The following is a 13,194-nucleotide window of genomic DNA, read 5'->3' on the forward strand; positions in this document are numbered from 1 at the left end:
GCACCTGTTCCGTCGGTACCGGCTCCGGCTCGCCGGGTGATCCGTCCGGCTCGGGGACCGTCTCCCCGTCGGCCGGTGTCGTGCGCGGCGGCAGGAGGGCGAGGACCGCCTCGCGGTATGCCTCGGGGGCCGCGTCGTCGAAGGGATTGGGCGTGGCCGGCACCTGGAGGCGGTGGACCGGCCCCGTGCCCAGGCGGGCGTAACCGCGCCCGGGCGGGATCTGGTCCACGGGCGTGGTGTGCGGGGGCGCGCCCAGCACCGACTCGAGCTGTTCGGCCGTGGCCGGGCCGAGGACCACGCACGCCCGGGTGTGCCGGTGCACCGGCTCGCCGAGGGCCTCCAGGGCGTCGAGCTGGTCGGCCACCACCACGGTCACGTTCGCCGGGCGCCCGTGCCGCAGCGGCACCTGGAGGAGGGACTGCGGATCCTTGCGGTCGTCGGCCGCGGCCAGGTGGGTGAACGCGGTGGGGCGGTCCAGCAGGATCCACAGCGGCCGCTTGGTGTCGTCGGGCGGGGGGTGGCCCGCCTGGTGGGCGCGGTTGGCGGCGATGAGGCGGCGCTCCGTCTCGGTCGCGGCCCACTCCAGGCTGGCCGTCGCGCCGCTGAGGCCGCACTCGACGGCCAGGACGCCGTCCCGGCCGGTCAGGCAGGCGTACTCGCCGGTGCCGCCGCCGTCGACGATCACCACGTCGCCGTGCCGGAGGGCCTGCAGCGCGATGGAGCGCAGCAGCGTCGAGACGCCGCTGCCGGGCTGGCCCAGGACGAGCAGGTGCGGCTCCGTGGAGCGCAGGCCCGTGCGCCACACGACCGGGGGCACGTCCCGCCGCTGCTCGCCCTGGCCGACGGGAAGCGTGCGCCGGACCCGGGTCGGGTCGGTGAAGCCCAGGACCGTCTCGCCGGGGGCGGTGACGAAGCGCTGGGCCGTGATGTCGACGGGGAGGGGCAGCAGCACGCCGAGCGTCAACTGGTTGCCCTCCTCGTCCCACGTGAAGTGGTACTCGCGGCCGCGGCCGGACTTGGCCGCGAGGAGGTGCTCGATCCGCGCGCGGGCCTCGGCCTCGCCGTCGGTGAAGTATGCCGGGTAGCGCACCACCAGATGGGAGATCCGGCCGCCGCCGTCGAACGCGTAGGTGGGGAAGGCCTTGTCCCACGCGCCGCCGTGCGCGTACAGCGGCTCGGGGTCCTCGGCGGTGGAGAAGTACGGCACGAGCGCCTCGTACAGCGACTTCAGGCGCTCGGTCTGCGACTCGTCGGGCCCGTCGGGAGCCGCCGGTGTGCGGTCCCGGCCCTGCCAGGCCGCGGCCGCCATCAGGGTGATGGCGGCCAGCAGCGGCCCGTACGGCACCAGGGCCACCACGAGGATCACGGAGGCCACCAGGAACAGCAGCGCCCCCCGCTTCTCCTTCGGGGTCTCGGTCCATCTGCGCCGCCCGGCCGCTGCCAGCCGGCGCAGACCCCGCGTGATCGTGATCAGCGGGTGGAGGACGTCGGTGGCGCTGTCGGCGGCCGTCCGGGCCAGCTCCCGGCTCCGGGCGAGCTGGGCGCTGCCGTTGCTCAGAATGCGGGGGAGGGGGCGCCGGGCCACTGATGCCTCCAGTCGGTGCGTACGGGGAGTGGGGTGGTCAGAACTTGATGCCGCCGAGGAGGCTCGCCAGGCTCTCGCCGCCCGCCTTGATGCTCGGGGCGATGGCCGTGCTCGCCAGGTAGAAGCCGAAGAGCATCGCCACCACCGCGTGCGAGGCCTTCAGGCCGTCCTTGCGGAAGAAGATGAAGACGACGATGCCGAGCAGGACCACGCCTGAGATGGACAGGATCATTTGAGTTCTCCTGGTTCGCGGGGACAGTCACCATGAGTACTTCCAGGCTCACAGGATGTATCCATACGATAAAAGGTGCAACTGGGTGAAATTCGGACGATTTCCCCCGAGTGGCGGAGTGGTCCGTGGTCCTGCGGGCACGGCTGTTGCGCCCGGCCACGTCTGTGGTGATCTTTACCTCGGGCACATCGGGTCATGTGCCGCGCGAGCCAGTACCCTGGCGATTCACTCGTACGGCTGCACCCGGCGCAGTCGTAGGCACCCGGCGTGACGTGTAGCGGAGAGGCGGTCCGGCCGATGACCGAAGTCCCCGACCCCGAGGTCGTGGAGCTCGCGACCAAGATCTTCGATCTGGCCCGGCGGGGACAGACCGAGGCGCTCGTGGCGTACGTCGACGCGGGTGTCCCGGCCAACCTCACCAACGACCGCGGCGACTCGCTCGTGATGCTCGCCGCCTACCACGGCCACTCCGACGCCGTGCGCGCCCTGCTCGCCCGCGGCGCCGAGGCGGACCGGGTGAACGACCGGGGCCAGACCCCGCTCGCCGGGGCCGTCTTCAAGGGCGAGACGGACGTGATCAAGGCCCTTCTGGAGGGCGGCGCCGACCCGTCCGCCGGCACGCCCTCGGCCGTCGACACGGCCCGGATGTTCGGCCGGACGGAACTGCTCGAACTGTTCGGCGAGCACTAGGCCGACCGGTCCGACCTGGAACGACGACGGAAACGGGGGAGGCGGAACGGGGCCGCCGAAATTTCGGTCGCGGCAGACGGAAGTGCCGAGTCATCATGACGACGTGGTTCACGGACGTGATGGTTGGGCAGGTGTTGCCGCACCGCGCGGGCCGTGACGCGGTCCGCAAGGGCCACCGACGAGAGGCAGAGGAAGATGGTCTACAGCAAGCAGGAAACGGCGGGCACTCCGACGTGTTGTCGCGCGGCCAGGTAGTACACGTCCCCGGTTGCGTCGACGCTTGATGTGAGGCTGTTTCCCATGTTCGATCCGGTCATAGCGCCCAGCGGTACGCTGCTCGGCCTGCTCCAGCGGGGCCGCGGCGACGGCACACTGCACGCGCTCACCGCCCCGCGCCCCGAGGCGCTCGCGGCGCTCAACCACTGCGTGCTGCGAGATCCCCGCCACGACTGGCAGGTGGAGAACCGCTCCCTCTACTACGCCCGCCTCTACCTCGACCTCAACGGCGAGCTCGACGAGATCGAGGCCCACCTCTTCGACGCCGAGGACGTCCTCGACGCCGACGAGTCACGCACCGGGCTCGCCCTCGCCGTCCTCGGGCACCTCGCCTCCTACGGCAGGCGGGACGCGCTCGAACTGCTGCGCAGATACGCCGCCCACGGCAGCAACTGGGCCTGGGCCCTCGACGAACTGGCCCTGCGGGACGACGACGCTGGCCTGCGCGCCCTCGCCGCCCCCGTCCTCGCGCGGTTCCCGGCCGACCCGGAGGGCGAGGCCGAGCTGGCCGCGGCCGTCCGGGACGCCTTCGAGCCCCGGCCGTGGCGGCTGTGGGCCGAGGACCCCCGCTCCTCCATCGCCACGCGCGTGCGTGCCGCCCACGAGGCCGGCTGCTTCGACCGCTGGCAGCGGCAGATGCGCCCCTCCGGCCCCCGCCCCGGCTGGAGCGTCCAGGCCGTCTTCGACTGGGCCCAGCAGGGCCTCGAACGCGGCGCGGCGCTCCACGTCCCCGCCGCCCGCTGCCTCACCGCGGTGGCGGGGCCCGAGGACCGGGCCGAGATCGTCGGCGCCGCGAAGGACGGCGGTGACGGCGCCCGGTGCACTGCCCTGCGCTACCTCGCCGACGGCAACGATCCCGACGCCCTCGACCTGATCGAGGGCGCCGTGGCCACCGGCTCGACGGTCGTCGTGGACGCCGCCGTCGACGCCTTCGAACGGATGCGCTCCCTCGCGGCCGTCGACCGGGCGCGCGGCTGGGCCCGGCGGCCCGACGCCCTCGGCGCCGCCGCCGGACGCGTCCTCGCCTGCCGGGGCGGCGCCCAGGACCGCGACCTGGTCCTCACCGCCCTCCGGGAGGCCGTGCGGGGCGAGGGCCCCGACGCACCGACCCTGTGGACCCTCGTCGACGGCACCGGACGGCTCGGCATCGCCTGCGCCGCACCCGTCCTGCGCCACGTCTACCGCGAGACCGCCTCCTCCCACCTGCGCGGCCGGACCGCCCGCGCCCTCGCCGCCACCGACCCCTCCTTCGCCACCGGCTTCGCCGTCGAATGCCTGTGGGACTGCGAGGAGACCACCCGCGAACTCGCCGCCCGGCACGCCGAGACCGGTGACGCCCGCGTCGTGGAGCGCCTGCGCCGGCTCGCCGCCGACCCCGCCGAGGAGGCCGAGGTCCAGACGGCCGTCCGCAGCCGGATCGGCCCGGAGGAAACCGCCGTGTGACCCCCTCCGCGCGGGACTGCCGAGGCCGCATCAGGCCAGGGAGATGAACGTCGGATGACCCGCGGGTCAGGAGGGCATGGACACGGCCTGACCTGCGCGGGTGCGCATCGGAACGCTCATGACACGTTCCTCGGCCGGAAAGATCGACGTTGACGCGGCCACGTCCGGCACGGCGACAACACCGGTATGCGTGTCGTCATCGTGACCGAATCCTTTCCCCCCGACGTGAACGGCGTGGCCCACTGCGCGCTCCAGACCGCCCGGCACCTCGTCGAGCGCGGTCACGCCCCCGTCGTCGTCGCACCGGCCCCCGCACCGGGGAACAAGCCCGACGCGTCCGCGCCGTGCCCCGTCGTCCACGTCCCCTCCCTCCCGCTCCCCGGCTACCCCCAGGTCCGCGTGGCCCTCCCCAGCCGCCGCCTGGCCGCCACCCTCGTCGAGCACCGTGCCGACGTCGTCCACCTGGCCAGCCCCTTCGTCCTCGGGGTGCGCGGCATGGCCGCCGCCGCCCGCCTCGGCATCCCCGCCGTCGCCGTCTACCAGACCGACCTGGCCGGATACGCCCGCACCTACATGGGCGCCGGGGAAGCCGCCGCCTGGCGGCGCATCCGCTCCGTCCACGGCGCCGCCGACCTCACCCTCGCCCCCTCCAGCGCGGCCCTGCACGACCTGCGCACCCACGGAGTGCCCCGGGTCGAGCTGTGGCCGCGCGGCGTCGACACCGAACGGTTCCGGCCCGACCGGCGCGACGAGACCCTGCGCCGCGAACTCGCACCCGACGGCGAGCTGATCGTCGGATACGTCGGCCGCCTCGCCCCTGAGAAGCAGGTCGAACTCCTCGCCGGCGCCTGCGGCCTGGACGGCGTGCGCGTCGTGATCGTCGGCGACGGTCCCAGCCGGCCCACGCTGGAGCAGGCGCTGCCCGGCGCCGTCTTCCTCGGCCGCCGCACCGGCGACGACCTCGCCCGGGTCTTCGCCTCGCTGGACCTGTTCGTGCACACCGGCCCCTTCGAGACCTTCTGCCAGACCGTGCAGGAGGCCATGGCCAGCGGGCTGCCCGTCGTGGCACCCGCAGCGGGCGGACCGCTCGACCTGGTCGCGCACGGGCACACCGGACTGCTGGTGCCGCCGCGCGACGCGGACGCCGTACGGGAGGCCGTGCGCGCTCTGGCCGCCGAGCCGGCGCTGCGTGCCGCCTTCGGCGCCGCCGGGCGCGCCACCGTCGAGGGCCGCACCTGGGCCGCCGTCGGAGACCGGCTCATCGGGCACTACACCGATGTGCTCGCCGGACGCCGCACGGCGGTGGCGGCATGAGCGCGCACACCGCCGACCGCCGCGCGCTCCGGATCGTCCGGCTCGCGAACTTCGTCGCCCCCTCCTCCGGCGGTCTGCGCACCGCCCTGCGTGAGCTCGGCAAGGGCTACCGGGCGGCGGGGCACGAACCCGTCCTCGTGGTTCCCGGCGAGCGGACGAGCGACCGCGAGACCGAGCAGGGCAGGGTGATCACCCTGCCGGGTCCGCTGCTGCCCGGCACCGGCGGCTACCGCGTCCTCACCGACAGGCGGCGGGTGGCCGGGCTGCTGGAGGAACTCGCGCCCGACCGGCTGGAGGTGTCCGACCGCACCACCCTGCGGTGGACCGGCAAGTGGGCACGGCGCGCCCGGATCCCGGCCGTGATGGTCTCCCACGAGACCGCCGACGGGGTCCTGCGCACCTGGGGCCTGCCCGAGGGAGCCGCCCGGCGCGCCGCCGACGCCCTCAACGTCCGTACGGCCCACACGTACGCGCGCGTGGTGTGCACCACCGAGTTCGCCGAGCGGGAGTTCGTACGGATCGGGGCGCGCAACGTCGTGCGGGCCCCGCTCGGGGTCGACCTGGTGCAGCGGCACCCCGCCCTGCGCGACCCCGCGCTGCGGGCCCGGCACGCGCGCGAGGACGAGACGCTGCTGGTGATGTGCTCGCGGCTGTCCGTGGAGAAGCGGCCCGGCACCGCGCTGGACGCCCTGGAGGCGCTGCGGCGGCGCGGCCGCCGGGCGGTGCTGGTGGTGGCCGGGGACGGCCCGCTGCGGTCGCGCCTCGAACAGCGGGCACGGGAGAGCGGCCTGCCGGTCACCTTCCTCGGGCACCTCTCCGACCGCGCCCTGCTCGGCGCGCTCCAGGCGTCCGCCGACGTGGCCCTGGCGCCCGGGCCCGCCGAGACCTTCGGGCTCGCCGCGCTGGAGGCCATGGCCTGCGGAACGCCCGTGGTGGCGAGCGCCTCCTCGGCGCTGCCGGAGGTGATCGGCTCCGCCGGGGCCGTCGCCGCGGACCACGGGGAGGCCTTCGCGGACGCCGTGGACCTGCTGCTGGAACGGCTGGAGGCGGACCGCCGCGAGGCGGCACGCGCGCGTGCGGAGTGTTTCGGGTGGGACGCGGCGGTCGACGCGTTCCTCGCCGCCCATGACGCGGCCGTCCCCGCGCGGCCGTTCGTGCCCGGAGGCGTGGCATGAGACCCGCGCCGGGGGAGGGGACCTCGCGTTGTGACGGGCCCGGCGGGAGCGGCGGGGCCTTGAGTTTCGTGGCTCTCGGGGACTCGCTGACCGAGGGCGTGGGCGACCCGGTGGGCGACGGGTGGCGCGGCTGGGCCGCGCTGCTCGCCGCCGGGCTGCGGACGGGAGACGTCCGGTTCACCAACCTGGCGGTGAGCGGGGCGCAGACCGGGGACGTGCTGGACCGGCAGCTTCCCGTCGCGCTCGGGCTGCGCCCCGACCTCGTGTCCGTCGTCGTCGGCGTCAACGACACCCTGCGCTGCACCTTCGACATCCAGGCCGTGGCGGCCCGGCTCGACCGGGTCTACGCGGCCTGCGCCGGACAGGGCGCGACGCTGCTCACGGCCTGTCTGCCCGACCCGGGCACGATGCTCGGGCTGCCGGGGGCGCTGGCCCATCCGCTGGCCCGGCGGCAACGGGCCGTGAACACGGTGGTCCACGCCCTGTCCGACCGGTACGGGGCGCTGCACCTGCACGCCTGCGAGGGCGACTGGATCACCGACCGGGCCATGTGGAGCGCGGACCGGCTGCACCCGGGCGAGCGGGGGCACCGGCAGCTGGCCCTGCGCTTCCACGCGCTGCTCGCCGAGCGCGGTCTCGCCAGCGGGCCCGCGCCGTCGCGGGAGCCTGAGTTCCCCGGGCCGACGAGGTCGGCGAGCCTGTGGTGGCTGGCCACGGCCGGCACCGGCTGGGTGGCCCGGCGGTGCACCGACCTGCTGCCGCAGCTGCTGACCCTCGCCGCCGACGAGCTACGGCACCGCGCCCGGGGCACCAGTGCCCGGCTCGATCTGCGGGCCTCGGCGGCCGTGTCCGCGGCCCTGACCGCACTGTCGCTGGGGGAGCAGACGGAGGCGGCCTGACCGCGCCGGTCCGCGCCCCAAGGGGCGCGGGGAACTGCGCGATCAACCCCCACCGCGCCGCGGACGGCACACGACCACGACTCCTGCCGGGTCCGGCCGCGCCCGGTAACGCGGTGCGCCCGTCGGGCCCGGCTGCGCCCGGTACCCCGGTACCCCGGTGCGCCCGTCGGGCCCGGCCGCACTCCACGCCCGGTGCGCCTGCCGAGTGCAGCCGTGCTGGGTGCCCGGCGGCCGGGTGGTGAACTGGCCGAAGTCCCGCCCGGCACCCCACGCTCCCGGGCCCCGGCCGCGCCGACGCGGCCGGCCTAGCGGCGGCGCACCGCCACGAACCGCACCGGCGTGCCCGGCATCGCCTGGGCGGCGGCCGGGAGGTCGGCGGGACGCACGACGGCGATCACCGGGTAGCCGCCGGTGGTCGGATGGTCGGCCAGGAACACCACCGGCCGTCCGTCCGGCGGGACCTGCACGGCGCCCAGCACCATGCCCTCGCTGGGCAGCTCCCCGGGCCGGCCGCGCTCCAGCGCCGGCCCGTCCATGCGCAGGCCGATGCGATTGCTCGCCGGGGACACCCGGTAGGCGCGGGAGACCAGGGTCCGTACGGCCTCCGGTGTGAACCAGTCCTCGCGCGGGCCGAGGGTCACCCGCAGGACCAGTTCGGCCGGAGGCGCCGGCTGCGGGGCGACGTCCACGCGCGCGTGCACACCCGTGGGCCGGCCCAGCGGCAGCACCGTGCCGTCCGTGAGGGGGACCGGGCCGAGGCCGGACAGCAGGTCGGTGGAGCGGCTGCCGAGCACCGGCTCGACGGCGATGCCCCCCGAGACGCCCACGTAGGAGCGCACGCCCGCGACGGCCGGGCCGACGTCCAGCAGCGCACCGCCCGGCACCCGCACCGGCGCGCCCCAGGCGGCGGGCCGGCTGTCCACCGTGACCCGGCAGGGCGCGCCCGCCACCGCCACCGTGACGTCCGAACGGGGCCGCAGCGCACAGCCGTCGAGGGTCGTCTCCAGCACGGCCGCCCCGGGCTGATTGCCGGTCAGCCGGTTGACGAGCTCCGCGGCGGGCCGGTCCAGCGCCCCGGAACGGGGCACGCCGAGGTGCGCGTGTCCGGGGCGGCCCCGGTCCTGCACGGTGGTGAGGGCCCCGGCGCGTACGACGGCGAGCGCGCGGTCCGTCATGACTCCGCCCTGGGGACGAACCGCACGCGCGCGCCCGGCGACAGCAGCGCGGCCGGCACGCGCGCGTGGTCCCACAGCACCGCGTCCGTGGTGCCGATCAGCTGCCAGCCGCCCGGCGAGGAGCGCGGGTAGACGCCCGTGTACGGGCCGGCCAGCGCCACCGACCCGGCCGGGACGGAGGTGCGCGGGGTGGCGCGGCGCGGGACGTCGTAGCGGGGCGGCAGGCCGGTGAGGTAGCCGAAGCCGGGTGCGAAGCCGCAGAAGGCGACCCGGAACTCGGTGCGCGCGTGGATGCGGGCGACCTCCGGTTCCGGCACGCCCCAGTGCGCGGCGACGTCGGCCAGGTCCGGGCCGTCGTAGCGCACGGGAATCTCGATCACGTCGCCCGCGGGCGGAGGCGCGGCCGGGAGGTCGGCCGCGGTCAGCTCCGCGGCCACCCGGTCCGGCGCGTCGAGGCCGTCGAGGAGGACCGTGCGGGCCGCCGGGACGATCTCACGCGCCGACAGGGAGCCCTCGGCGCGGCGCCGCAGCAGCTCCGCGTGCAGGGCCTGGGCCTCGTCGCCCGAGGAGACCTCGACGAGCAGGGCGTCCTCGCCGACGGGCAGCACCTTCATGCGAACGCCTCCACCCGGACGCCGGAGGACTCCAGCCGCTCCCGGACGCGGCGGGCCAGCTCCACCGCGCCGGGCGTGTCGCCGTGCAGGCACAGGGACCGCGCACGCACCGCGATGCGCGCCCCCGACTCGGACACCACTTCGCCCGAGGCGGCCAGGGCGAGGGACCGCTCGACGACGGCGTCCGGCTCGGTGATCACCGCGCCCTCCCGGGAGCGGGGCACGAGGGTGCCCGCGTCGGTGTAGGCGCGGTCCGCGAACGCCTCCGGGACGACCGGCAGCCCCGCCTTCCCGGCCAGCTCCAGCAGCCGCGACCCGGGCAGCCCCAGGACGGGCAGTGCGGCGTCCGCCAGGAGCACGCCCTCGACCACCGCGGCGGCCTGCTCCTCGTCGTGCACGACCCGGTTGTAGAGCGCGCCGTGCGGTTTGACGTAGGCCACGCGGGAGCCGGCCGCGCGCGCGAACACCTCCAGGGCGCCGATCTGGTAGGCGACCTCGGCCGCCAGCTCGGCGGGCGGCACGTCCATGGCGCGCCGCCCGAACCCGGCCAGGTCCCGGTAGGACACCTGGGCGCCGATGCGCACCCCGCGCTCGGCCGCCAGCGCGCACACCCGGCGCATGGTGACCGCGTCCCCGGCGTGGAAGCCGCAGGCCACGTTGGCGCTGGTGACGACGGACAGCAGACGTTCGTCGTCGGTGAGCCGCCAGCGGCCGAAGCCCTCGCCGAGGTCGGCGTTCAGGTCGATGCAGGCCATGATTCCAGTGTCTCCTGTCAGACCACGCGGTACTGCTCGTCGCGGGCGTCGGTGAGGAACATCTGCCCCGGGGCGTGGGTGAGCGCGAACGGCGGGCGGGAGGCCATGACGGCCGCCTGCGGAGTCACCCCGCACGCCCAGAACACCGGGATGTCGTCCGGTTCGGCGGCCACCGGGTCGCCGAAGTCGGGGCGGCCGAGGTCGTCGATGCCCAGCCCCGCCGGGTCGCCGCAGTGCACCGGGCTGCCGTGCACCGCCGGCAGCAGACTGCTCTCCCGGATCGCCGCCGACAGGTGGCGGGGCGGCACCGGCCGCATCGACACCACCAGCGGTCCGTGCAGCCGTCCCGCCGGGCGGCACTGCCGGCTCGTCACGTACATCGGGACGTTGCGGCCCTGCTCGACATGGCGGATCGGCACGCCCGCCTCGCCCAGCGCCCACTCGAAGGTGAAGCTGCATCCGATGAGGAACGACACGAGGTCGTCGCGCCAGTACCCGCGCACGTCGGTCGGCTCGTCCACCAGCTCGCCGTCCCGCCACACCCGGTAGCGCGGCAGGTCGGTGCGCAGATCGGCGCCCTCGGCGAGCACGGTCGTCCAGGACCCGGCGTCGGTGACGTCCAGGACGGGACAGGGCTTGGGGTTGCGCTGGCAGAACAGCAGCATCTCGTAGGCCCAGTCGGCGGGCACCGAGATCAGGTTGACCTGGGTGTGGCCGCCCGCGACCCCGGCCGTGGGGCCGGTGAGGCCGTCCCGGAACCGGGCCCGGGCGGTTTTCGGGCTCCACGCGCGCGCGTGCTCGTCGACCAGGACCACGGGACGGTCCCCGGTGCTCGTGCGGTTCATGTGAGCTCCTTCCCGCGCGTCTCGGGCAGCCCGAGCAGCGCCAGTGCCGCGATGCCGTAGCCGATGGCGCCGAAGACCAGCGCGCCGCCCACGCCCCAGCTGTCCGCCAGGAAGCCGACCGTCGTCGGGAACACGGCACCCACCGCGCGCCCGGTGTTGTACGTGAAGCCCTGCCCCGTGCCGCGCACGGCCGTCGGGTACAGCTCGCTCAGGTACGAGCCGAAGCCGCTGAAGATCGCCGACATGCAGAAGCCGAGCGGGAAACCGAGCACCAGGAGCAGGGTGTTGGCGCCGCTCGGGATGTTCGCGTACGCCAGGATGCAGAGCGCCGACAGCAGGGCGAAGAGCCAGATGTTGCGCCGCCGGCCCAGCTTGTCGGTGAGGTAGCCGCCGGTCAGGTAGCCGATGAAGGCGCCCGAGATGAGGAACGTGAGATAGCCGCCGGTGCCGACGACCGACAGGTCACGCTCGGACTTCAGATACGTCGGCACCCAGGTGGCCAGCGTGTAGTAGCCGCCCTGGACCCCGGTCGACAGCAGCCCGGCGAAGAGCGTGACCCGCAGCAGGCCGGGCCGGAAGATGGCCTTGAACGAGCCCTTCTCCGCGCTCTGTTCGCGCGCGGCGGTCGCCGCGGGCGCGTCGTGCACACTGCGCCGCAGCCAGACGACGAGCAGCGCGGGCAGCGCCCCGGTCCAGAACATGATGCGCCAGGCCAGGTCGTCGCCGGCCAGTGAGAAGACGACCGTGTAGACGATCACGGCGAGGCCCCAGCCCACCGCCCAGGAGCTCTGGATGGCGCCGAGCGTGCGGCCGCGGTGCTTGGCGCTGGCGTACTCGGCGACCAGGATCGCGCCGACCGCCCATTCGCCGCCGAAGCCGAGGCCCTGCAGGGCGCGGAAGACCAGCAGCGTCTCGTAGTTGGGCGCGAAGCCGCAGGCGACGGTGAAGACCGCGTACGTGATCACCGTGATCATCAGGGCCTTGACCCGGCCGATGCGGTCCGCGAGGACGCCCGCGAGGGCGCCGCCGACCGCGGAGACCACCAGGGTGACCGTGGTGAAGAGGCCGGTCTGGCCGCTGTTCAGGCCGAAGTAGGCCGACAGCGCGACCATGCTGAGCGGCAGCGTGAAGTAGTCGTACGAGTCCAGGGCATAGCCGCCGAAGGCGCCGGCGAAGGCGCGGCGGCCGCGCGGGCCCAGGGCCCGCAGCCAGCCGAACGCCCCGTCGTCCGGGGCGGGTTCGGTGGACGCGTCGCGGGTCCCGTCGGTCAGGGCCTGCGGTGGAGGGGTCGTGCTCATGGGCACCTCGCAGAGGGAGGAGGAGGGTGCTTGGGGGTGAGCCGTGCCGTGCGGGAGCGGTCGGCGCCGCGGTGGGGAAGCGACGTCGTGCGTAGCACCGTAGAGGATTGTTCAACGATCCCTCAATACCCATGTTGGTTCGTTCTTGGGATCTGCGATTGAATTCCGGCATGGCAGAGCAGCTGAAGGACCTCGCCGACGACCGGGCTCTCCTGGGGCGCACCAGCACTGCGGAGCGGGTCTCGGACATCCTCAGGAGCCGCATCGCCGAGGGCTACTTCCCGCCCGGCACGCGCCTGTCGGAGGACAGCATCGGCGGCGCGCTCGGGGTCTCCCGCAACACGCTGCGCGAGGCGTTCCGGCTGCTCACCCACGAACGCCTGCTCGTCCACGAGCTGAACCGGGGCGTCTTCGTCCGGGTCCTGACCGTGGAGGACGTCGAGGACATCTACCGCACCCGGCGGCTCGTCGAGTGCGCCGTCGTCCGGGGCCTCGGGGACCCGCCGTACGGTCTCGACGGACTGGCCGCCGCCGTGGAGGAGGGGCGGCGGGCGGCGCGCGAAGGTGACTGGAAGGGCGTGGGTACCGCCAACATCCACTTCCACCGCGAGCTGGTCGCGCTGGCCGCGAGCGAGCGCACCGCCGAGCTGATGCGCAGCGTCTTCGCCGAACTCCGGCTGGCGTTCCACGTGGTGGACGAACCGCAGCGGCTGCACGAACCGTACATCGCGCGAAATGTCGCGATCCTCCAGGCCCTTCAGGCCGGAGACCGCGCCCGGGCCGAGAACCTGCTCGCCGGTTACCTCGACGACTCGCTGGAACGGGTCGTCGAGGTGTACCGCCGCCGCGTCGGCGAGGACGGCTGAGGACCGGGCGCCGCGGAGGCGTACCGC

12 protein-coding genes and 1 pseudogene are annotated in these 13,194 nt (G+C 74.9%); 6 read left to right on the forward strand and 7 right to left on the reverse strand.

All coding sequences use genetic code 11. The features are described from left to right. Positions 1 to 51 precede the first annotated feature (51 nt). Both CHR28_RS27425 and CHR28_RS27430 read right to left on the reverse strand, forming a co-directional pair. Positions 52 to 1,585: pseudogene (locus CHR28_RS27425) on the reverse strand (hypothetical protein); the annotation flags it as partial. Between the two features lie 37 nt (positions 1,586 to 1,622). Then, on the reverse strand, positions 1,623 to 1,817 hold the full coding sequence (locus CHR28_RS27430; protein WP_030843336.1) for a hypothetical protein: 195 nt from the start codon (positions 1,815 to 1,817) through the stop codon (positions 1,623 to 1,625). A gap of 297 nt (positions 1,818 to 2,114) precedes the next feature. Here CHR28_RS27430 and CHR28_RS27435 point away from each other — a divergent pair, with 297 nt between their 5' ends. The 5 genes from CHR28_RS27435 to CHR28_RS27460 all read left to right on the forward strand — a co-directional run bounded on the left by CHR28_RS27435 (position 2,115) and on the right by CHR28_RS27460 (position 7,614). Further along, positions 2,115 to 2,507 (forward strand): ankyrin repeat domain-containing protein, encoded by a 393-nt coding sequence (locus CHR28_RS27435; protein ID WP_094056373.1) that lies wholly within the window; start codon positions 2,115 to 2,117, stop codon positions 2,505 to 2,507. Between the two features lie 300 nt (positions 2,508 to 2,807). After that, the gene (locus tag CHR28_RS27445) at positions 2,808 to 4,226 is read left to right on the forward strand and encodes a hypothetical protein (RefSeq protein WP_094056374.1); all 1,419 of its coding nucleotides are present in this window, start codon (positions 2,808 to 2,810) and stop codon (positions 4,224 to 4,226) included. Positions 4,227 to 4,412: 186 nt separating this feature from the next. Beyond that, entirely contained in the window at positions 4,413 to 5,540 is a 1,128-nt protein-coding gene (locus tag CHR28_RS27450) for a glycosyltransferase family 4 protein (RefSeq protein ID WP_094056375.1), read from the forward strand. After that, complete coding sequence (locus CHR28_RS27455) at positions 5,537 to 6,715, forward strand: glycosyltransferase (protein WP_094056376.1); 1,179 nt, start codon at positions 5,537 to 5,539, stop codon at positions 6,713 to 6,715. Before CHR28_RS27450 ends, CHR28_RS27455 begins: the two co-directional genes overlap by 4 nt. A 68-nt stretch (positions 6,716 to 6,783) precedes the next feature. Continuing rightward, positions 6,784 to 7,614, forward strand: a complete 831-nt coding sequence (locus tag CHR28_RS27460; protein WP_256984433.1) for an SGNH/GDSL hydrolase family protein — start codon at positions 6,784 to 6,786, stop codon at positions 7,612 to 7,614. Positions 7,615 to 7,919: 305 nt separating this feature from the next. Here the strand turns inward: CHR28_RS27460 and CHR28_RS27465 are convergent, their stop codons facing one another. From CHR28_RS27465 to CHR28_RS27485, 5 genes are read right to left on the reverse strand one after another with little or no spacing between them, the layout of a single operon-like run. Further along, positions 7,920 to 8,789, reverse strand: a complete 870-nt coding sequence (locus CHR28_RS27465; RefSeq protein ID WP_094056378.1) for a biotin-dependent carboxyltransferase family protein — start codon at positions 8,787 to 8,789, stop codon at positions 7,920 to 7,922. After that, entirely contained in the window at positions 8,786 to 9,403 is a 618-nt protein-coding gene (locus tag CHR28_RS27470; protein WP_094056379.1) for a 5-oxoprolinase subunit B family protein, read from the reverse strand. Before CHR28_RS27470 ends, CHR28_RS27465 begins: the two co-directional genes overlap by 4 nt. Further along, complete coding sequence (locus tag CHR28_RS27475; protein ID WP_094056380.1) at positions 9,400 to 10,158, reverse strand: LamB/YcsF family protein; 759 nt, start codon at positions 10,156 to 10,158, stop codon at positions 9,400 to 9,402. The genes CHR28_RS27470 and CHR28_RS27475 overlap by 4 nt, the downstream gene beginning before the upstream one ends. A 17-nt stretch (positions 10,159 to 10,175) precedes the next feature. After that, positions 10,176 to 11,003, reverse strand: coding sequence for a putative hydro-lyase (locus CHR28_RS27480; protein ID WP_094056381.1), 828 nt, complete (start codon positions 11,001 to 11,003; stop codon positions 10,176 to 10,178). After that, positions 11,000 to 12,301 (reverse strand): MFS transporter, encoded by a 1,302-nt coding sequence (locus CHR28_RS27485; protein WP_094056382.1) that lies wholly within the window; start codon positions 12,299 to 12,301, stop codon positions 11,000 to 11,002. Before CHR28_RS27485 ends, CHR28_RS27480 begins: the two co-directional genes overlap by 4 nt. Positions 12,302 to 12,471: 170 nt before the next feature. Between CHR28_RS27485 and CHR28_RS27490 the strand changes: the two genes are divergently transcribed. Continuing rightward, positions 12,472 to 13,167, forward strand: a complete 696-nt coding sequence (locus CHR28_RS27490) for a GntR family transcriptional regulator (protein WP_094056383.1) — start codon at positions 12,472 to 12,474, stop codon at positions 13,165 to 13,167. Positions 13,168 to 13,194 lie beyond the last annotated feature (27 nt).

The organism is Streptomyces sp. XY006 (genome assembly GCF_002237655.1).
Lineage (GTDB): Bacteria > Actinomycetota > Actinomycetes > Streptomycetales > Streptomycetaceae > Streptomyces > Streptomyces levis.

Coding starts and splice junctions, on each gene's coding strand:
- CHR28_RS27430 (WP_030843336.1), bottom strand. CDS start 1,817: ATGATCCTGTCCATCTCAGGCGTGGTCCTGCTCGGCATCGTCGTCTTC.
- CHR28_RS27435 (WP_094056373.1), top strand. CDS start 2,115: ATGACCGAAGTCCCCGACCCCGAGGTCGTGGAGCTCGCGACCAAGATC.
- CHR28_RS27445 (WP_094056374.1), top strand. CDS start 2,808: ATGTTCGATCCGGTCATAGCGCCCAGCGGTACGCTGCTCGGCCTGCTC.
- CHR28_RS27450 (WP_094056375.1), top strand. CDS start 4,413: ATGCGTGTCGTCATCGTGACCGAATCCTTTCCCCCCGACGTGAACGGC.
- CHR28_RS27455 (WP_094056376.1), top strand. CDS start 5,537: ATGAGCGCGCACACCGCCGACCGCCGCGCGCTCCGGATCGTCCGGCTC.
- CHR28_RS27465 (WP_094056378.1), bottom strand. CDS start 8,789: ATGACGGACCGCGCGCTCGCCGTCGTACGCGCCGGGGCCCTCACCACC.
- CHR28_RS27470 (WP_094056379.1), bottom strand. CDS start 9,403: ATGAAGGTGCTGCCCGTCGGCGAGGACGCCCTGCTCGTCGAGGTCTCC.
- CHR28_RS27475 (WP_094056380.1), bottom strand. CDS start 10,158: ATGGCCTGCATCGACCTGAACGCCGACCTCGGCGAGGGCTTCGGCCGC.
- CHR28_RS27480 (WP_094056381.1), bottom strand. CDS start 11,003: ATGAACCGCACGAGCACCGGGGACCGTCCCGTGGTCCTGGTCGACGAG.
- CHR28_RS27485 (WP_094056382.1), bottom strand. CDS start 12,301: ATGAGCACGACCCCTCCACCGCAGGCCCTGACCGACGGGACCCGCGAC.
- CHR28_RS27490 (WP_094056383.1), top strand. CDS start 12,472: ATGGCAGAGCAGCTGAAGGACCTCGCCGACGACCGGGCTCTCCTGGGG.